The following is a 19879-nucleotide window of genomic DNA, read 5'->3' as shown; positions in this document are numbered from 1 at the left end:
AATCCTTACTATAAGAACGGCGTTTCATAATTATGAAGCGCCGTTTTCATTTTATTCTTTCCCCAAATTACAGGAATGCCGTGCCATGAGCCTTTACTGGGTCGCTCAGGGCGTGGGGGTGTTGGCATTTTTTGTCGGCATCACCATGTTTATCAAACGTGACGATCGCAAGTTCAAACTGCAGCTCGCGCTTTACAGCTTTATCATCGGTTGCCATTTTTTCCTGATGGGCGCCAACGCCGCGGGCATGAGCGCGGTGCTGAATGCGCTGCGTACGGTGATCTCAACACGTACCCGCAGCATTCTGGTGATGTTTGCATTCATTATCCTCACCCTGGCGCTCGGGCTCTCCGAGGTCAAGCACGCCGTGGAGCTGCTGCCCATTATCGGTACGGTTATCAGCACCTGGGCGCTGTTCCGCACCCGCGGGCTGACCACCCGCTGCGTGATGTGGTGTTCCACCGCCGGCTGGGTCACCCATAATATCTGGCTTGGCTCTATCGGCGGCTCGCTTATCGAAGGCAGCTTTTTGATTGTCAACGGCATTAATATCGTGCGCTTTCGCCGTATGCAATTACGCGGCATCGACCCGTTCGCCGCGGAACATAAAGCCGTCTCGACGCGTTAACCCCCTTTACGCTGGTTAACCCAGGCGTTAATCAGCAGGGTGGCTGCCAGAATAGAGGCCACCACGCCCAGGGATATCGCCACGGGAATATGGATAATATCCACGATCAGCATCTTGGCGCCGATAAAGACCAGGATCAGCGCCAGGCCATATTTCAGCAGCGAGAAGCGTTCGGCCACGCCCGCCAGCATAAAATACATGGCGCGCAGGCCCAGAATAGCGAACAGATTGGAGGTCAGGACGATAAAGGGATCGGTGGTGACGGCAAAAATAGCCGGAATACTGTCGACGGCGAAAATGACGTCGCTGAATTCCACCAGGATCAGCACCAGGATCAGCGGCGTGGCGAACAGTACGCCGTTTTGGCGGACAAAAAAGCGCTCGCCGTGGATTTCACCGGTCATGCGCAAATGGCCGCGCAGCCAGCGTACCAGCGGTTTTTGGTCAAGCGCGGCGTCATCCTCTTTTGACCAGGCCATTTTAATCCCGGTAAACAGCAGGAAGGCGCCGAAAATATACAGCAGCCAGTCGAACCGGGTCACCAGCCAGCTGCCGCCAAAGATCATCAGGGTGCGCAGTACGATGGCGCCCAATACCCCGTAGACCAGTACCCGCCGTTGCAGCTGCGCCGGTATGGCGAAATAACCGAACAGCATTAGCCAGACAAAGACATTATCCACCGCCAGCGCTTTTTCAATCAGGTAACCGGTAAGGAATGCCAGCGCCTGCGGGTCGGCCACGGCGCGCCCCTGGGTAGTGGCGAGATACCACCAAAAGGCGGCGTTAAACAGCAGGGATAGGGAGACCCACACCACGGACCAGCAGGCGGCGCGTTTCAACGTCATGGTTTTGCCCTGGAGCAGCAGGTCGATGGCCAGCATGATAACGACCACCACGGAAAAAACGCCCCACAGCAAAGGTGTGCCAACGGTATTCATCAGGGATATCCTCAAAAAAAAACGGCTAACGTCGGAAGACGCAGCCGTTTTTTCCTGATCCAGGATGCAAACATACCTCGCCTTCCGGCAAGGTCTCACTTACAACGCAGGACAGGATTGATTCCGCTGTCCTGATTGCCCGGTAGCCGGATGCGTTGGCATCGTATTGACGACAAACCGACGAAGAAGTTACTCCCCTTTGCTAGGCGCAACATTAATGTAAAAATTTGCGACAGTCAATCTCCCGTCCGGTTAACCTCGCGCTACCCCGGACGCGCCGCGTTATCCCGCCCGCAGGCATTGCCGGACAAACGCCGCCATCAGGGCCTCGCTGTCGGGCGTATCGGCGATCCCGCGGCCGATTTGCGCCAGCTCCGGTCCGCGCATCGGCTCCTCGGCCGTCATGCCCGCTAAAAAATCATGCATCACCGCGGCGGAAAACTCCGGATGGAACTGGGTGGTGATCACATTATGGCGATAGCGCAGGATCTGGTGGGGATCGCGCGCCGATCGGGCCAGCACGGTGGCGCCCGCGGGCGGCGTGATCACGGTCTGCGAATGGATCAGATTGGCCTGGAACCGCTCCGGCAGCCGGGCGATCAACGGGTCGTTGGCGGCGGCGGGCAATACTTCGATCGCCTGGGTGCCCACCTCCATGCCGTCGGCAAGATAGTCCACCTCGCCCCCCAGCGCGTAGGCCAGCAGCTGGTGGCCGTAGCAGACGCCGAAAATCGGTATCCCGGCCGCCATCGCCCGGCGCAGCCACGCGGCGGCGAATTCGCTCCAGGCCAGCCGTTCGGTCACCATGGCCGCCGACCCGGTAATCAGCACGCCGCAATAGGCATCGGGCGTGTCGGGCCGTTCGCCGCCCGGCAGGTGGACAATCCACACCTGCCGTGGGTCCAGGTCGGTCGCCTGCAGGAACATCGTGTCGTAATTGCCGTTAGCCGCGATCACATCCGGCGGCGCGTCGCCGGTTTGCAGGATCAGAATGGGTTTGGCCGCGGTCGTCATGCCACCGTCCCCCCATCCCGGGCGTTTATCGCCAGGCCGCCGGCGCGTGCGTCAACGGCATGGCTGCTAGCCGTGGGATTATCGGCGGGAAATACCACGCCGGTCTGGCGGCGGATTTCGGTTAACAGGGCGGCGGTGGCGCGCGCATGCGCCAGACCGGCGTGCTCCACCTCGTTGTTTTCCACCAGCGCGGCAAAATGTTCCGCTTCGTAGAGCATGGTATTGATATGCTGCGGCTGGGTAAGATCCTGCTTATTGCCGCTGCGCGGCACCCAGGTGATCTGCTGGCATTCGGACATTTTTTCAATCACCATGGACCCGTCTTCCCCCTGGATTTCGCTTGGCAACGCGGTCTGGCTGACCTTTGAATGGCTAAGCGTCACGTCAAAATCGCCATAATCCAGGCACACCGTGCCGTGGCCGTCAACGCCGCTGGCCAGCAACGAGGCGGTGGCGTACAGGCGCAGCGGCTCGCCCCACAGCGCCACAGCGCTCGCCAGCATATAGAAGCCGATATCCATGATGGAGCCGTTGGAAAATGCCGGATTAAAGGTATTGGGCTGTTCACCGGCCAGATATTTCGGGTAGCGCGAGGAATATTGGCAATAGTTAAGCAACACCTTGCGCAATTTGCCCACGCGCGGCAGCGCTTGTTGCAAAGCATGAAAATTAGGCAGGCTGGCGGTTTTAAACGCCTCGAACAGCACGACGCCATTGGCGCGTGCGCAGGCAATCATGTCTTCCACCTCGCGCAGGTTGGAGGCCAGCGGCTTCTCGCAGATCACATGTTTTTTATTGCCCAGGAGCAACAACGCCTGGGAGCAGTGCATGGCGTTGGGGCTGGCGATGTACACTGCGTCTACGGCATCGGATTGCGCCAGGGCCTCCAGCGAGTCGAAATAGTACTGGACCGGATAATCGATCCCAAGTATTTGCGCCTGTGGGAGGGTGCGGGAATAGATGGCCGTCAGTTTAAGCTTGCCGCTCTCATGGGCGGCATCGATAAATTGCCGGGTAATCCAATTAGTACCTATCACAGCGAAGCGAATCATACTGAATCATTATCCTGCGCAGTGGTAAACGAAGCATCAGATTAGCACGCTAATAGTAGAAGGAAAACATCCCTGCGGGCAGGTTAACCCCGCCCGTCCGGCGTTAAATCGCCCCGATCGGCGCGGTTTTTGCCCGGCGGATGAAAAAAGAGTTTACTGCGGTGGCGTTTTCAGGGATAAACACCCCAATTTGACTGTTTCAGGAAAGGCCTATGAGCCGCTTTGACTATGCTTCCGGCACGCTGGAGCTTGACAGATATCCGCCCGGCGCGGCCGATGACAATTTACAGGCCTGGGATGCGGCGGACGAATACCTGCTGGCCCATATCGCCACCCTGGGCGCCGTCGCCGGGCCGACGCTGATTCTCAACGACAGCTTCGGCGCGCTGGCCTGCGCGCTGCGCGCCCTCTCGCCCTATAGCAGCGGCGACTCCTACCTCAGCCAGTTGGCGACCCGGCATAATGACCGGCAAAATCCCGGCGACGACGGTGAAATCCATTTTCTGGACAGCCTGTCCCCGCTGCCGGACGCCCCCGGCCTGGTGGTGATGAAAATTCCCAAGACCCTGGCGCTGCTGGAGTATCAGCTCTATGCCCTGCGCCGGGTGGCCACCGCCGCCACGCAGGTTATCGCGGCGGGAAAGGTTAAGGATATCCATAACTCCACCCTGCAACGGTTTAGCGATATCCTCGGGCCCACGCGCACGTCCCTGGCCAAAAAGAAAGCCCGGCTGATTTTCAGCCAGGTGACCGCGCCAGCGGCGGACAGTCCCGATCGGCGCTGCGTCTGGACCCTTGAGGAGAGCGGATACCAGATCCATAATCATGCCAATGTGTTTTCCCGCGCGTCGCTTGATATCGGCGCCCGGTTCTTTATGCACCATCTGCCCAAAGGGCTCGACGGCACCCTGGTCGATCTGGGCTGCGGCAACGGCGTGCTGGGTTTAACCGCCCTGGGACAAAATCCCGGGTCCGAAGTGCATTTTGTCGATGAATCCTATATGGCGGTCGCATCGAGCCGGATTAATATAGAGATTAACCGCCCCCAGGATATGGCGCGCTGCCGGTTCAGCGTGGAAAATTCGCTGGCGGGTTATGACGCCGGCAGCGTGCAGGCGGTGTTATGCAACCCGCCGTTCCACCAGCAGCAGGCGATAACCGATCACATCGCCAGGGAAATGTTCCGGGATGCGAAGCGCACCCTGCGCGTCGGGGGGGAATTACGCGTCGTTGCCAACCGACACTTAGATTATTATCATCAGATCAAACAGTTATTCGGCAACTGCACTACACTTGGTTCGAATCCAAAATTCGTGGTGTTGCGCGCGGTAAAAATCTGATGCCGCAAGCGGTTTCCGGCCTGCTTCCCAGGACGTTTTGGTAAGCATTTAGCCGGTGAAAAAAGGCGGGCACTAATGCATTTGTTGGCTATGCCGACAGTGATTATACTTCGCCAAAGGTCATTTTTAAGGAACGATTATGTTGTTGCAAGAGTTCGAAACACGGTTAAACGATGCGTTGACGGAGCTGGAGCAAAGCTTTGGCCGCCACCATAAACTGTGGCAGCTGGACCATCAGACTTTGCAGCAACAACTGGATTTGAGCCTGCGGCGCGAAGCAAAGTTGCGTGAACAAAATGCGCTACTGATAAGCCAGCTCAACAACCTGGACAGCTCGCCCGATCGCAATCCGTTAATCCACAAAATCAAAATATTAGGCACCCATATTGACGCGCTGGCCAGGGATGCGGCGGCGTTCCGCCGGTCCCTGCCCGGCGCTAATTAATGTCACGCCGGCGATGTGCTATTTTTGCCGCACCGCTTCCAGGGCCTCAAGGTCAATGATGGGTTACGGCGCAATCGTTGCCAAAAGCCGGGGGGACGGGTGGCGTTGCCGGCAACGGCGCCGCCTTCCTGCACATCATAGATCTTGCCCAGCAATTCGAAATCATGGGTCATCCCCTGCGTATAACCGCTTTTAATCCCGTCCAGAACAAAAAACGTACGTAACATCTGGCTTGTTGCGTTGTCATCTCTCCCGAGCAGTTGCTGCAATGATTTGATATTGAGTATATAGCGTTCGGTCATCTGACGAATTTGATGCTGTTCAGATAATGCGGCGGACGGCGCCAGAGTGCATAATCTGAGAAAATTATACGTATGAATACTACAATCATTATTAAATTGAAACTGCTGGCCAAAATAGCGAATTTCGTTATCACTTGATTCGTCAATAAGAGCGTCTAGTAATTTTTCTTTATCTTCATTCTCCTCTCCTGAGTCGTAACTGTCGAAGATATTAAAAACAAAACCCCTTGATTTTTTTTCCACTAAAATAGCGCTGAAATGATCACCCTGGGATAAAACACCATCTTCTCCTCTTTGCATAGATAATAAAGGCATCATCAGATAATGGCCTATAGCGAGTGTTTCCATCCTGACACGGGCAATGTGAAAACGCTTCTGCGTATCCTCCCTTAAATAAAGAGGAAAGTGGTTATTGATTCTATTCGCCTGATGTCCATAAAGCAGGGTCGGGGTACAAAAAAAATCCGTTTTCTCTTGCGAAAGTAAATAAATCATCGTTTCCAATATGATTTTTTCCACAAATACTCCCGGCGGCAGGATACATTTTAATTCCTCCGGCAGGACGAAGGTCTGTTCCAGCATGGCATGGTCGGACAACGGCGTGCCAGAATAGTGATAGTTCTCATATTCATGCAAAAATAAACGCATGCATTGGGTAAGTTTTATCTTAATATTTTCCTCAACGTCTGCTTCGTACCACTGAAACCAGGTATTTAGCATGAACCTGAATAAATTACGCTGGCAGGTATCCGGACTTGGCCTTATCTCATGATTGCGCGCCGGCAGGCAGGGGGGCGAGTCAGATGACGCATCGACACATACGGTCAGGTAATCATTCACGAATGCATGAGGTGTGATATTGGTTGTTGGCTGATACTTAGCTCGATAAATTTCTTTAATAAAATTAATGTTTTCGGTAAATTTTTTATGATCATATAAACTAACGTCTGTGCGATTTTTTTCCGGTATCTCGCTATATGTTATATTATTGCAATATGATTTATCGTTGGCATTAACGCTGAGCATACTTTCCTCTTGAACCGATGGAATATTAATAAGTGATATATAATAGGTTTTTGTACACAGTCATGTTTTTTCTTTTAGCCATTTCAGCATGGTACGAAAATGACGGCCTGTATTTTAGCCTATATCATGTTAAACGCGGTATGCCGCGCAGGGTAATAGAGTCAATATATAAATAACTGTTCTCAATAAACAAGCGTGATGCCAAAAGTAACGTCATTTTTTACCTCTAATTACAATGCCTTAAAATATACTTCCTTAGGTCACTATCAGGATGGGAACGCCTTATCAAAGATGGTATATAGTTCGATGTCTAATAATAACTTCATACAGTACATGTACGCTTTGCGCGCCTAAATGGCCATCCTGACGGCTATGACAATACTTTTATCTTTACCTTAAACCCAATTTTAACGCCGCTGATTAATAATGCGGATAAATATTCTCCGCACTATAAACCTTGGCCTGCTTTTGCCGATGATTAGGGTATTGCCATTAACAGAAGGCATATTTTCATAAGGCCCCGTCCAGAACCTGATTTACCGGCGCCAAGAGATAAGCCGACATGCCAAGGCAACCGTCAAGAGGATGCCCGGGCAAGGAATAACAAAGAGAGCACGAAAGGAAAAGTAAATGAATATATTGAAAAATTTTAAAATCAGGTGGGTATTGGTCTTCATCCTCATTATTTTTTCGTTGCTCTGGGCAGCGGTATCGACGTTTACGCTATTTTCCTTAAATCAAGTTAATGAAACCCTGAAGCTTAGCGATAATCAACAGGTTAACGGTGACGTCATCAACGGCGCCAACGATCACTACTACCGCGCGGTCACCACGCTGGAGCGGGCCGCCAAGCAGGCCAAGGCCGGCAATAAGCAGGCTTTTGACGATGAAATGGCGGCGGTCTCGGAAGAGATGAACGCCATCGATGCGGGATTAAAACAGTTTAAAGTCATGGATCATGGGCTGCTGGAACCGGCACTGGTAGATAACATCTATAACTCATCCTTCGATTTGTTTACCAAGGGCATTCAGCCGCTCGCCCTGGCGGTGCAAACCGGACGGCTGGACGATGCCGAGCGTCAGCTCGCCGACCCGTATCTGACATTGCGCAAACAGTTCACTACCGCTATGCATTCATATAATGCCTCGATAGAAAAAATCAAGGCGGATTCGAGTATCCGCATAAACCTGCTGGTCTCCTGGTGTCAGCGCACGCTAATGGGCGCGCTACTGGCGGGAATTCTCCTTATGGTGATTACCGATCGTTACCTGGTGCGTTATCTGGTCAAACCCCTCGACACCATAAAATACTATTTCACCGAACTGGCGGCCGGGCGGCTTGATGTCGAGATCAAGAATTTCGGGCGCAACTGCGTTGGCCAGTTAATTCCGTTCCTGCTGGAAATGCAAAACAGCTGGGTCACCACGGTGACCAGCATCAGGGCCAGCGCCGAAGCGATTTACCAGGGATCAAGCGAGATCTCCATGGGGAATACCGATCTGTCGTCCCGTACCGAACAGCAGGCCTCCGCGTTGGAGCAAACGGCGGCCAGTATGGAGGAACTCAACTCGACAGTGCAGCAAAATACCGGCAATGCGCACCAGGCCAGCAAACTGGCGGAATCGGCCTCGCAAACCGCCAGGAAAGGCGGCGCCAGCGTGCAGGAAGTGGTCGCCACCATGGGCAGTATCGCCTCCAGTTCGCGGCGCATAGTGGATATTATCGGCGTGATTAACAGTATCGCCTTCCAGACCAATATCCTGGCGCTGAACGCCGCGGTGGAAGCAGCCCGCGCCGGCGAACAGGGCAGGGGATTCGCCGTGGTGGCCAGTGAAGTACGCAACCTGGCCAAACGCAGCGGCGAAGCGGCGAAAGAAATCGAGACCCTGATTAACGAATCGGTGGAACGGGTTAACGTCGGTTCAACCCAGGTGGCGCACGCAGGCGAAACCATGGAGGATATCGTAAAGGCCATCACCCATGTGACCGATATCATGAGCGAAATCGCCTCGGCTTCGGATGAGCAAAGCAAAGGCATTCAGCAAATCGGCCAGGCGGTAACTGAAATGGACAGCGTCACCCAGCAAAACTCGGCGCTGGTACAGGAATCGGCGGCCGCGGCCGCCTCGCTTGAAGAACAGGCGCGTCACCTGACCGAGATGGTTTCAGTGTTCAAGTTAAAACAGGCCGGTATCTCCGCTCCGGGCCGGCCGGTGCCGGCAGGCAAAGCGCCGCAGGCCATTGCCGGCCGCAAGACGCCCTCCAGCCAGGATGAGCATTGGCAGACATTTTAATGATGGTTTTCCTGTAATGAGATAAATACTTCGCCCGGCCTTCAGGCCGGGTTTCTTATGACTAACCCGCAAAAGGCGATTATCCTTACCGTTCCCTACTTTCTTCGTCATGACATTCTGCGGACATGCGTTTATTCGGCAAAATGCCGCTTTCCCTTCATTTAGATCCTCTTGCTTTTTCTGGTAAAAACATAAAATAAATAAATAATATGTATATTAATTATTGGCATGCGTTGCGATTGGGTAAAAGCTATATTTAAATAGACGATTTAACAAATATAATGCCTTGCTAAGACAAATAATATGATGCTAGTCTGGCGTTGTGAGGTGCTCTTTGGGGTGATGGGCAAATATTTTGATCTTTTTCTTAATATAATGCCAAGGTAGCGAATTTATTATAACGCGCCCTCTTTTCCAAGGACTTATACAAATATAATGATTAAATTTTTAGTCGAAGCAAATAAGTTCCTCTATAAATTTCCTGATAATATCCTTATCAGGGACACCCTTAGCGGTGACATGAAAGTAATCGAGCATTGCAGCGATAATTTTATTTATCGGAATTATTATGTAGGTTACCGCTCGTTAAATGGCAAAATTTTAATACTTAAAGATAATAAGCCCATTTGGATCATGACATACGAAGGCGGGGTAATCAATCATGAGGATTCAGACGATTCTGTCAGGAAAATCTATGCGTTTGTCAGGCAAAACCTGGCAAGGTCGACGCTTGAACAGCCTATCCGGGGCCCATCCGAATTCCAGGATGGCAAAATGATCTATAACAATCGTTTTTTTGGTACCATTAATAAGTTTAACGGCACCGAAACCGTTACGTTGGGTAACCTGCGGTTAATTTATAGCCTGAGCTACTCGGGCGGCGATGTGATATATTAGCCCGGCGTTAATCCGCCGCTGACCAAGCCCTTGTTCATGTTACGGGGGCTTTCTATCCTGCTGCGATACACAGTTTCTTTACTCTTATTATTAACCTTCCCATGCGCTATTCTACAAAGGCAATTCCCAGGCATGCGGCGACCACCCCGGCGGCCGGAAACAGCTAATTTCAGCTAAGTTGCTTTACCGCCATCGTATAAAACAGCCTGTCTTGAGCGCTATCCGCGTTACCCATCGGATAAGCCGCCTGCTTACCGGTTATGAGGTAGCAATGGCAGTGGCCGAACCGTACTTTTGCAACCGCAGGCAACTGCCTGACCCCGGACGGCCGGTAAATTCCGCGGCGCCGCCGCCGTTATGCCAGAGCCAACGCTTGCATAATGGTGGCGAGCTGGCCGGGATAACAGCTGACAGAACAGCCATTGGGCAGGTGCAGGGTCACGGTATTGGGGTCGTCTCTCAAGAGCTCGGTGCGCCCGGCCGCCCCGATATTGCTTTTTTCCGCGTCAAACTTGTTTTTATTTAACCAATAATAAAAGGTACTTAACGTCAATTTTTCGCGGGCGCAATAGTCCTGTTTGGACAATCCGCTGAGCAGCCATGCCTGGATATGATGCAGTTGCACAGTCAGGGGATACCGGTTTGCCATTACTTACCTCGATAACGTATTTATAACGTGTGATTGGAATTAATTATTAAACAAATTTAATAACAAAATAAATAATCATGAAAATGTAATTTATTATTCTTTTCGCTTTATCGCATGATGGCGCGTTGCAACTGAATATACCATTCACATTATCGTTTGGAAATAATTTTGACAATACTAGTTCTATTTACACGTATAAGTAACGAGAACCTTTATCTTGCAGCCATGGCTTGGAGGCGGCGAAAATCAGATAAAGAGCGCAGGCTGAAAAACGGCCCCTGGCGACCGCTGTTTTAGCGACATCAGAAAACGCGTAATTCCTCGTAAGAAATTATCACATGTTTTTTGTACGCCGGCCGGGAAGCTAACCGTTGATAATAGGCTTGCAAATGAGGCAACGCCGGGCGAGGAATATCAATATCATAATAACGATATAGTACATGGCCGAACTGTATATCCGCTAAAGTCAATTCATGACCCGTTAGATAAGGATGCCGGGCTAACTGGCGTTCAGCGATAGATAAAACGGTTGCCAGCGTTTCCACCGCGCGGCCAATCGCCAGCGGATCCCGCTCGTTCGCCGCCGTGCGCACCACGCGCCAGAAAATGGGGGCGGTAAAGTTAAGCGCCACATTAATTTTTGACCACTCCGCCCACATATCCACCTGCGCCCGGCAATTCTCATCCCGCGGCCAAAAAACATCATTCCCATACCTGGCTGCCAGATACCGCAGTATGGCGCCCGTTTCCCATAACGCCGGGCCAGCGTTATCTTGCAACACCGGCACGGTGCCGTTGGGATTCATGGCTAAAAACGCCGGCGTGTGATTGCCGCCGTATTTATGGCCGATATCGTAACGCTGATAATCGAGTTGCAACTCACCGATGCACCACATCAGCGCCTGGACATTGGATGACGTTTTCCTTCCCCATACTTGCAGCATATCGCTTCACCGCCTCTGTTATTGGAGTGGATAGTTTACCTGCTGTTTGTCCGGTAATAACGTTTTTTTCCCTACTTCGGGTAGCCTTTCCCGTAATAGGAGAGGGCTGATAATGATAAGAGAGAACGAGTTAGGTGACGCCTTCGCGCATGCGGTTTGCTCCGAAACTAACGGCGTACGCATCCGCACCGCCGACCTCATAGAACAGACCCGGGCCAGGGGGATACAATTAATGCCGGAAGAGGCTAAAGCGTACCTGATGCGAGCCGCCAGCGGGGTGAGGTTGATCGCCGAGGGGCAGCATAACACTACAGAGAAGCGTTAGCGCGCCTTTCAGGGGGCGGGTGTTAGATGTTATGGTAAATAGAAAAGGTTAATTCTAAGGGGAGTAATTCATGAATTCACACCCGATCCGGCAGATCATTGCGTCATGTGATAAGGCTATCTCAGCAAAAGATTTTGACGCGCTGATGGCGCATTACGCCGAAGATGCGGCGCTGGTTGTTAAACCGGGCATGATAGCCCGGGGTAAAGACGATATCCGCCACGCTTTCATTGCCATATCTGACTATTTCCAGGATCGGCTCATTGTGGAGCAGGGGAAAATGCAGGTTATTGAAGGCGGCGGGAATGCTCTGGTTATCATGGAAACGGTGCTTCGTTTTCCGGATGACCAGGGTGGAACGGCCGAGACCATCCGGCGGGCAACCTATGTATTCCGCCGGGAGGTCGACGGCCGGTGGTTGTGTACTGTCGATAATTCTTACGGCACCTCCCTTCTGGATAATATCGTCTGAAAACAGGCAATGATGGGCAGGCGTTGCCGGGGGTGGTGTTAAATTCAGTCCCGCCGAGGATAACGAACATCATCTTTTCGGCAGTAGGGAGCGGGAAATGGACGTATTTACGGTACGCCGCGTTACCAGAAACCATGTTGGCGATTTCAGGTATGTCAGACTCGAAGCTCTCAGGCTTTACCCGGAGGCATTCGGCGCTTCATTTGCAGATGAAAGCCAGAAGCCTGATGAGTTCTTTGCTGAGCGCCTGCTGTTAAATACGGTATTTGGCGGGTTTGACCTGCATAATAGATTGCAGGACATCATTGGCATCAGTTTCAGTACTGCGCCAAAGCTGAGCCATGTGGCCACGTTTTGGGGAATGTATGTCCGGGCTGAACTGAGGGGCAGCGGTCTTTCCAGAGCGCTTCTGGCGGCAGCACTGCAGGCGGTTGGAACGGTGAGGACGGTGAAGCTTTCCGTCGTCTCGACAAACCGTCCGGCGCAGGCGCTTTATCGTTCTGTTGGATTCAAAGAATGGGCAACAGATACCGCTGCATTATGTGTTGATGGTGTGTTCCATGACGAGCTTCTTATGAGGCTGGACTTCGCACCCGCTCCGTAACCGGGATACCACCAAAGAACATTATCACCAATGCACTAATATCAATTGCGGCCATACGTTTAAGACTATGGAAAGCATTACGAAATCCATTATGATCCCCGGCCGGGTAAATCCGGCGCCGCCCCATCCCAGGGCCAAGCAAGATGCGTTTGGTTCTGAGCCAAGCCTGCGAGAGCAGGTTTTTTTTCGCCTGCCGTTTGCCTGTTTCCGATGTCTAAACTGCGTCGTCGATGAGGCACGATATTTTCTGGTGAGACACTTTTGAGACACTCGGGTAAAACAGGAAAAATCGAAACGGGGAAGGGTGGTTGTAATAGTATGATTTATATGAGTTTTCTTGGTGACTCCTGCTGGACTTGAACCAGCGACCAAGCGATTATGAGTCATAAAATCGGCATGTTTCTAATCGTTCGCCATTGGCGCCTATTGTATTTTTAATTTTCTATAATCAATCAGTTATGAGGTTATTTTTGTTTCTGATTGGTTGTCGCGTCTCCCCATTGTACTATCGTTACCTGACCCAAAATGGGCATCGGGTCAGGTAACGCTTATACTCAGAAAGGCAACCTCATGGCCGCTAATCTTACCGAGACTGCTATACGTGGATTGAAGATAAAAAGCACGTCGTACTACGTGTGGAGCAACAGCGCTCAGCGCGGTACCGGCAGGCTTGGTGTCAAAGTTCAGCCTTCAGGCAGCAAGATTTTTTATTTCCGTTACTACATTGAGAAAGGGAAGAAAGAGAAATTCATTCAGCTGGGCATCTGGCCTGAGATGAAACTGGTGACGGACAATGAGCTGGCGAAAAAGTACGGAGCCTGGCTTGTTGAAGGAAAAAATCCCCAGCAAGAGCTTGAGCAACAACGCCTGGCCGAGCAGCACATCATGCAGCTTCATCGCTCGCAGGGATCGTTTAAAGAACTGGTACACGGCTATGTTAACAAGATGAAGCTCGACAATAAGCGGACCTGGGCCGATGTACTGAAGCGTCTTGAAAAAGAGTGCTATTCAGTCATTCCTCGCGAGACCAAAGCGAAGGATGTCACGCCCTTACAGATCAAAACGATCTTGTCTGGCATCATCCAGCGTGATGCGGTGGTCCATGCAAACCGAATTCGTTCCTACCTGATGGCGGCTTTCAACTACGGGCTTAAAGCCGATAACGATCCGATGAATACCAGCGTAGGCATTACGTTCGGGCTTGAAGCTAATCGGTATCGGCCATACCGAAGCAGTCCTCGGCGGAGAAAGTGGGTGATACATGGTTAACGCTGGAAGAGCTACGTTTTGTCATGGAACAGTTCGCTCAGGCAACTAACGTTGGCCCGTTGATGCAGCATCTGATTCGCTTCTGTGTTTATGCTGGCGGGCAGCGCCCGTTTGAAATGATTGCCAGCCAGTGGAACGCGATTGACTGGCAGCAGAAGACGTTACTGGTCATTGCCGATGTATCGAAAAACAAGCGTGAGCACCTGATCCCGCTGACTGAGTCGGCATTAAATGAATTAGCCTCTGTTAAAGAACTGACTAAGGAAAGTGGTAGCCTCTATATCTTCCCACGCTCGACCAACGGCGAGCGACCGGTGCGCACCGATAGTCTGGCGCGTTCCATCATGTATTTCCGGGCCTCTAGTCCTGAGTTTAACGTTTTCACGGCGCGAGATTTACGTCGCACCTGTAAAACGCTGATGGGGGAGGCGGGGATCAGTAAAGAGATCCGCGATCGTATCCAGAACCACGCGTTGAACGACGTTAGCTCGAAACACTATGATCGTTATGATTACCTGACTGAAAAGTGCAGGGCGCTTGAGATCTGGGAGGATCGGGTTAACAACTATCAGCGCCAGCAGGAAAACAACGGTGTGAACTTATTTGGACGGAGGTAAGAGCTTGTCAAAATATGAGCTTAATTCAGCAGAAGAGCGTTATCAGCCGGGCTCTGGAGACTTGGTGCTGGCTAATAAGCTAGGGATCACTGAAGAAGAGGAAATGGAGGCGCTGGAGTCTGGTCTATTGCTGATGCTTTATGAACAGCTATTTATCGAAGGCCAGCCGCCAGCGGCGCTGGCTTTTGAGCATATCAGCGGCTGGCATCGTCAATGGCTGGGGAATGTGTACGACTGGGCGGGGAGGTTGCGTAATGCCAACTTAACTAAGGACGGTTTCCAGTTTGCTGCTGCCGACAGGATTCCGCTTCTTCTTGATGGTTTCGAGAAGCAGTTTCTCTCCCGTTCTGGTGAACTGAAATCCCTGGCTCGTCCGGAGCTGGTTCGTTATCTGGCTGAATGCCATGTGGAATTTATTTTGATCCATCCATTCAGAGAAGGGAACGGGCGTCTGTCGAGATTGCTTTGCGATGTGTTGTCGGTTCTGTCGGGGAAGGGCTTACTGGACTACAGCCTGTGGGATGAGCACAAGGCGTTTTACTTCAAGGCAATACAGGCAGGCATATCAGGGAACTATAGCCCCATGATGCAACTGGTGGACGATATCTTGCCAGATTAACGGGCGAGGCCAACAGCTTTCGCCTGTACCTGATTTTTTTTGAGTTGCTGTTCAATCTTTTGCACGGAAACGCCTGTTTCGATCGCGGTTGAACTGGCGACGGAACGATAGATCTGAGTTCTGGTGATCTGAGTATGTGCTGTTTTTTTTGTCATGCTGAAAGCCTCGTTTTGTTGCAATCATTCTAGTGTGGATAGGGACAGCCCGCAAGGCTGGTACAATGGGATAGCACTGTACATCTCTCGATTTGAGATGATGAAAAAACTGACTTGTCATTAAATAGTTTTTAAACTCATCGCTTTACCTTGTGATCTCTTCCTGATCTCCTCCCATTAAACAGGACCAGGCTAAACGGGAGCTTTCTGCCACACTTCTCATACTAAAGGGGGGGATCCGGGCATGAAAAAATCCAAGTTTACCGAGGAACAGATAGCTTTTGCCTTGAAACAGGCGGAAGGCGGCACCCGCGTGGCGGAAGTGTGTCGCACGATGGGCATTTCTGAAGCGACCTTTTTCAACTGGAAGAAAAAATTTAGCGGCATGGGCGTGGCTGAACTGCGGCGCTTGCGTCAGCTGGAAGATGAAAATCAGCGGCTAAAACGCTTGGTGGCGGATCTGAGCCTGGACAAAGAGATGCTGCAGGATGTGCTAAAACGAAAGTTTTAAAGCCTGCCCGTAAGCGTGAAATTGTCCATTTTTTGCTTGACGCTTACCGGGTAGGCATTCGTCGCGCCTGCCAGACGATCCCCATGAGCCGCTCGGTTTATTACTACCGTTCTTGCCGTGATGACCGGGGGCTGACCACGCGGATCAGGGAGATCGCTGAAACCCGGATCCGTTATGGCTGCGAGCGATTACATGTACAGCTCAGGCGTGAAGGCTGGCGAGTGAACCACAAAAAAACGCACCGCATATACTGCCAGGAGGGGTTAAATTTGCGGTGCAAACGGCCCCGGCGCCATGTGACGGCTGCCCACCGGCGTGAGAGGCCGTTACTGTCAAATCCGGATCAATGCTGGAGCATGGATTTCGTTGCTGATAATCTGTTTAACGGGCGCCGGTTTCGGGCGTTAACTGTGGTCGATAGTTTTAGTCGGGAATGCCTGGCGATCCATGCCGGCCAGTCGCTCAGGGGCGAGGATGTGGTGGCGGTACTGGAGCATCTGAGGTTGATGCACAATCGTGTGCCGTTAAGGATCCAGGCCGACAACGGCAGCGAATTTATCTCAAAAGTGCTGGATAGATGGGCGTACGAAAATAAGGTCACCATGGACTTCTCACGCCCCGGCACGCCGACGGATAACCCGTTTATCGAATCATTTAATGGCAGCCTGAGGGATGAATGCCTAAATATCCACGGGTTCCTGTCGATGGAAGATGTGCAGGAAAAGCTTGATCGCTGGCGGGAGGAATATAACCATGACAGGACACCTTCTTCATTAAATGATCTGACTCCGGCGGAATTTATCCGAAGTCACCAAAAACGGCAAATCCTCTCATTTAGCCATGATCAGGATATGGGGGGAGGTCAATTTTGGCTACCTCTGCGTGTTTGAAGGATAGAATCAGGATAACTCTGCTGCCATTTTGCTGCCATCCTGTAGCGCCTACAAAAAAGCCACCATGCAATATGGTGGCTTAATATATTGTTCTGTAAGGTTTTTCTTGGTGGCCCCTGCTGGACTTGAACCAGCGACCAAGCGATTATGAGTCGCCTGCTCTAACCAACTGAGCTAAGGGGCCGAGTGGGCGTTGATTATAGAGTAACTGCGGTGACAGATCCATAGTGTCCCGGTTTGCTTGGCTGATTTATCGCCAATTACGCGCTATTATTGGCCGGCGTGTGTAGCGCGTTGCATTTTCAGGAGTTTCAAGATGATAGAGGACATTCTGGCCCCGGGGCTTCGGGTGGTTTTTTGTGGTATCAACCCGGGATTGTCGAGCGCCCATAAGGGTGTGCATTTCGCCAATCCCAATAACCGGTTCTGGAAAATCATCCATCAGGCCGGGTTTACCGAGCGGCAGCTTAAGCCTGAGGAAGAACGTCAACTGCTGGATACGGGATGCGGCATTACCATGCTGGCAGAGCGGCCCACCACCGAGGCGTCCGAGCTGACGCTGGCGGAGTACCGGGAGGGCGGCAAACGCCTGATCGAGAAGATCCAGGCGTATCAGCCCACCGCGCTGGCGGTACTGGGCAAGCAGGCGTACCGGCAGGCGTTTCGGGTGAGCAACGCCATTTGGGGCAAGCAGGAGGTGACCATCGGCAAAACCGAAATCTGGGTGCTGCCCAATCCCAGCGGACTGAACCGTATGGGTTTCGAGACGCTGATCAAATCCTATCGCGAGCTGGATGCCATACTGGCGACGCGGGGCCGGTAACCCGGCCCGGTCAAGGGGCATAACCAGGCCTGGCCGCCGGATGCCCGGGCCAAACGCAGCGCCGATCGTAAGGCGAGTGCCGCGCCGCGGGGAAATAGCACGGGCATCAATCAAAAAAAAAGCCCCGCCTGTCGAGAGCGGGGCTTGTTGCGGCCGTTAACGCGCCGGGCTGGCCCGTTGCCGGGTCCTGCGGGGTTTAGTCATCCAGGAAGCTGCGCAGCACTTCAGACCGGCTGGGATGGCGCAGCTTGCGCAGCGCCTTCGCCTCGATCTGACGGATACGCTCGCGGGTAACGTCAAACTGTTTGCCCACTTCTTCCAGCGTATGGTCGGTATTCATATCAATGCCAAAACGCATGCGCAGGACTTTGGCTTCACGGGCGGTCAGCCCGGCCAGCACATCATGCGTGGCCGAACGCAGGCTTTCCGAGGTGGCGGAATCCAGCGGCAGCTCGAGGGTGGTATCCTCGATAAAATCACCCAGATGCGAATCTTCATCGTCGCCGATCGGCGTTTCCATGGAGATCGGCTCCTTGGCGATTTTCAGCACCTTGCGGATTTTATCTTCCGGCATCAGCATCCGTTCCGCCAGCTCTTCAGGGGTGGGCTCGCGGCCCATTTCCTGCAGCATCTGGCGGGAAATACGGTTGAGCTTGTTAATGGTCTCAATCATATGTACCGGGATACGGATGGTGCGCGCCTGGTCGGCGATGGAGCGGGTAATGGCCTGACGGATCCACCAGGTGGCATAGGTCGAGAACTTGTACCCGCGGCGGTATTCAAACTTATCCACCGCCTTCATCAAACCGATATTCCCTTCCTGGATCAAATCCAGGAATTGCAAACCGCGGTTGGTGTACTTCTTGGCAATCGAGATAACCAAACGCAGGTTGGCTTCCACCATCTCTTTCTTGGCGCGGCGGGCTTTCGCTTCGCCGATGGACATGCGACGGTTGATATCCTTCACCTGTTCGATGGTCAGGCCGGTTTCTTCTTCAATCTGACGCAGCTTTTGCAGGTTGCGATGGACGTCTTCATCGACTTCGCGCAGTTTTTCCGACCAAGGCTTGTTCATGGCCAGCGCCGCCTTGAACCAGGCTTCGCTGGTCTCGTTGCCGGCAAACAGCGTGACGAAGTTTTTCTTCGGCATTTTGCAGTTTTCGACGCAGAGCTTCATGATCAACCGTTCCTGGGTGCGCACGCGATCCATCATGGAGCGCATGTTGCTTACCAGGTAGTCGAACTGTTTCGGCACCAGGCGGAACTGCTTGAACACCTCGGAGAGCTTGAGGATTTCATCCGCCGACTTGGCGTGGCTGCGGCCGTTGGCTTTGATGACATTGCGCGTGGCTTCGTACTGATCGCGCAGATCGACGAATTTCTGGCGCGCCAGCTCGGGATCGATACTGTTATCGTCCTCCGCGTCGTCGTCATCTTCTTCTTCGTCGTCATCGTTGTCGGCCAGTTCGGCGGTGGTCAGTTCGGAGCCGATATGGGTCGCGGTCGGCGCCATCTCTTCTTCGGCGTTCGGGTCGACAAAACCGGTGATCAGGTCCGACAGGCGCGCTTCGCCCGCTTCGACGCGATCATATTGTTCCAGCAGGTAGGTGATTGCCTCAGGATACTCGGCAACCGAGCATTGCACCTGATTAATCCCGTCCTCGATACGCTTGGCGATATCGATTTCACCTTCACGGGTCAGCAGTTCAACGGTACCCATTTCGCGCATGTACATGCGCACGGGGTCGGTGGTGCGTCCAATTTCGGACTCCACGCTCGACAGGACCTGCGCGGCCGCTTCGGCGGCATCTTCGTCGGTGTCGGAGGTGTTTTCGGCCAACAGCAGGTCGTCGGCATCCGGTGCTTCTTCCATCACCTGGATGCCCATGTCATTTATCATCTGGATGATGTCTTCGATCTGGTCGGAGTCGACGATATCCTCCGGCAGATGGTCATTGACCTCGGCAAAGGTCAAATAGCCTTGCTCCTTACCACGAGTGACAAGTAGCTTGAGCTGTGACTGCGGGTTTTGCTCCATAAGACGGTATCCACACTTCAGAT

At 52.6% G+C, this 19879-nt stretch carries 17 protein-coding genes, 1 tRNA gene and 3 pseudogenes; 12 read left to right on the top strand and 9 right to left on the bottom strand.

The annotated features are described in order from the left end of the window. The first annotated feature begins 85 nt into the window (after positions 1–85). Positions 86–628, top strand: coding sequence for a YgjV family protein (locus ACL2XQ_RS22965; protein WP_410013396.1), 543 nt, complete (start codon positions 86–88; stop codon positions 626–628). Here ACL2XQ_RS22965 and ACL2XQ_RS22960 read toward each other — a convergent pair. The 3 genes and pseudogenes from ACL2XQ_RS22960 to ACL2XQ_RS22950 all read right to left on the bottom strand — a co-directional run. Further along, positions 625–1566: a TerC family protein gene (locus ACL2XQ_RS22960; protein ID WP_413721515.1), complete on the bottom strand. Its 942-nt coding sequence runs from the start codon at positions 1564–1566 to the stop codon at positions 625–627. The genes ACL2XQ_RS22965 and ACL2XQ_RS22960 overlap by 4 nt on opposite strands. 282 nt (positions 1567–1848) lie before the next feature. Next, positions 1849–2580, bottom strand: a complete 732-nt coding sequence (locus ACL2XQ_RS22955) for a glutamine amidotransferase (RefSeq protein ID WP_410013398.1) — start codon at positions 2578–2580, stop codon at positions 1849–1851. A 77-nt stretch (positions 2581–2657) separates the two neighbouring features. After that, a pseudogene (locus ACL2XQ_RS22950) lies at positions 2658–3632 on the bottom strand (Gfo/Idh/MocA family protein); the annotation flags it as partial. Positions 3633–3844: 212 nt separating this feature from the next. Here ACL2XQ_RS22950 and rlmG point away from each other — a divergent pair. Beyond that, complete coding sequence (gene rlmG, locus ACL2XQ_RS22945) at positions 3845–4972, top strand: 23S rRNA (guanine(1835)-N(2))-methyltransferase RlmG (RefSeq protein ID WP_413721514.1); 1128 nt, start codon at positions 3845–3847, stop codon at positions 4970–4972. A gap of 139 nt (positions 4973–5111) precedes the next feature. Further along, positions 5112–5417, top strand: a complete 306-nt coding sequence (locus tag ACL2XQ_RS22940) for an MbeD/MobD family mobilization/exclusion protein (protein WP_410013400.1) — start codon at positions 5112–5114, stop codon at positions 5415–5417. A 2-nt stretch (positions 5418–5419) separates the two neighbouring features. Here ACL2XQ_RS22940 and ACL2XQ_RS22935 read toward each other — a convergent pair whose 3' ends face one another. Next, positions 5420–6745: a hypothetical protein gene (locus ACL2XQ_RS22935; RefSeq protein ID WP_413739754.1), complete on the bottom strand. Its 1326-nt coding sequence runs from the start codon at positions 6743–6745 to the stop codon at positions 5420–5422. A 630-nt stretch (positions 6746–7375) separates the two neighbouring features. On the opposite strand from ACL2XQ_RS22935, the gene ACL2XQ_RS22930 reads away from it, so the two are divergent. Both ACL2XQ_RS22930 and ACL2XQ_RS22925 read left to right on the top strand, forming a co-directional pair. After that, the gene (locus ACL2XQ_RS22930; protein ID WP_413721512.1) at positions 7376–9040 is read left to right on the top strand and encodes a methyl-accepting chemotaxis protein; all 1665 of its coding nucleotides are present in this window, start codon (positions 7376–7378) and stop codon (positions 9038–9040) included. A 435-nt stretch (positions 9041–9475) separates the two neighbouring features. After that, on the top strand, positions 9476–9937 hold the full coding sequence (locus tag ACL2XQ_RS22925) for a DUF5680 domain-containing protein (protein ID WP_413723561.1): 462 nt from the start codon (positions 9476–9478) through the stop codon (positions 9935–9937). 355 nt (positions 9938–10292) lie between these two features. Here ACL2XQ_RS22925 and tnpA read toward each other — a convergent pair whose 3' ends face one another. Next, on the bottom strand, positions 10293–10586 hold the full coding sequence (tnpA, locus tag ACL2XQ_RS22920; protein WP_413739753.1) for an IS66 family insertion sequence element accessory protein TnpA: 294 nt from the start codon (positions 10584–10586) through the stop codon (positions 10293–10295). Between the two features lie 302 nt (positions 10587–10888). Next, positions 10889–11530: a glutathione S-transferase family protein gene (locus ACL2XQ_RS22915; RefSeq protein WP_413739752.1), complete on the bottom strand. Its 642-nt coding sequence runs from the start codon at positions 11528–11530 to the stop codon at positions 10889–10891. Between the two features lie 395 nt (positions 11531–11925). Between ACL2XQ_RS22915 and ACL2XQ_RS22910 the strand changes: the two genes are divergently transcribed. From ACL2XQ_RS22910 to ACL2XQ_RS22890, 5 genes and pseudogenes are all read left to right on the top strand, one after another. Then, positions 11926–12327: a YybH family protein gene (locus tag ACL2XQ_RS22910; protein WP_413739751.1), complete on the top strand. Its 402-nt coding sequence runs from the start codon at positions 11926–11928 to the stop codon at positions 12325–12327. A 97-nt stretch (positions 12328–12424) separates the two neighbouring features. Beyond that, positions 12425–12931 carry an N-acetyltransferase family protein gene (locus ACL2XQ_RS22905; protein ID WP_413739750.1) on the top strand — a complete coding sequence of 169 codons (507 nt, stop codon included), beginning with the start codon at positions 12425–12427 and terminating at the stop codon, positions 12929–12931. Positions 12932–12935: 4 nt separating this feature from the next. After that, positions 12936–13064 (top strand): annotated as a pseudogene (locus ACL2XQ_RS22900) (ogr/Delta-like zinc finger family protein); the annotation flags it as partial. Positions 13065–13501: 437 nt separating this feature from the next. Beyond that, a pseudogene (locus ACL2XQ_RS22895) lies at positions 13502–14817 on the top strand (tyrosine-type recombinase/integrase). A gap of 4 nt (positions 14818–14821) precedes the next feature. After that, on the top strand, positions 14822–15436 hold the full coding sequence (locus ACL2XQ_RS22890) for a Fic/DOC family protein (protein ID WP_410013408.1): 615 nt from the start codon (positions 14822–14824) through the stop codon (positions 15434–15436). Here the strand turns inward: ACL2XQ_RS22890 and ACL2XQ_RS22885 are convergent. Continuing rightward, positions 15433–15591, bottom strand: coding sequence for a hypothetical protein (locus ACL2XQ_RS22885; protein WP_410013409.1), 159 nt, complete (start codon positions 15589–15591; stop codon positions 15433–15435). The two genes, ACL2XQ_RS22890 and ACL2XQ_RS22885, sit on opposite strands and share 4 nt — an antisense overlap. Positions 15592–15835: 244 nt before the next feature. On the opposite strand from ACL2XQ_RS22885, the gene ACL2XQ_RS22880 reads away from it, so the two are divergent. Continuing rightward, a protein-coding gene (locus tag ACL2XQ_RS22880) for an IS3 family transposase (RefSeq protein WP_413729379.1) occupies positions 15836–16992 on the top strand; the annotation gives its coding sequence in 2 pieces (ribosomal slippage) (positions 15836–16088 and positions 16088–16992; 1158 coding nt in all). Positions 16993–17102: 110 nt separating this feature from the next. On the opposite strand, the gene ACL2XQ_RS22875 is transcribed toward ACL2XQ_RS22880, so the two are convergent. Further along, a tRNA-Ile gene (locus ACL2XQ_RS22875) sits at positions 17103–17179 on the bottom strand. Between the two features lie 132 nt (positions 17180–17311). On the opposite strand from ACL2XQ_RS22875, the gene mug reads away from it, so the two are divergent. Next, a complete protein-coding gene (mug, locus tag ACL2XQ_RS22870) occupies positions 17312–17818 on the top strand; it encodes a G/U mismatch-specific DNA glycosylase (RefSeq protein WP_413721509.1) in 507 nt (168 codons plus the stop codon). Between the two features lie 196 nt (positions 17819–18014). On the opposite strand, the gene rpoD is transcribed toward mug, so the two are convergent. Next, positions 18015–19856, bottom strand: coding sequence for an RNA polymerase sigma factor RpoD (gene rpoD / locus ACL2XQ_RS22865; protein WP_410013412.1), 1842 nt, complete (start codon positions 19854–19856; stop codon positions 18015–18017). Between the last annotated feature and the right edge of the window lie 23 nt (positions 19857–19879).

The organism is Sodalis sp. RH14 (assembly GCF_047324285.1).
Classification (GTDB): Bacteria; Pseudomonadota; Gammaproteobacteria; order Enterobacterales; family Enterobacteriaceae; genus Acerihabitans.
The sequence above is the reverse complement of the archived record's forward strand: the minus strand, read 5'-3'. Positions and strand labels throughout refer to the sequence as shown.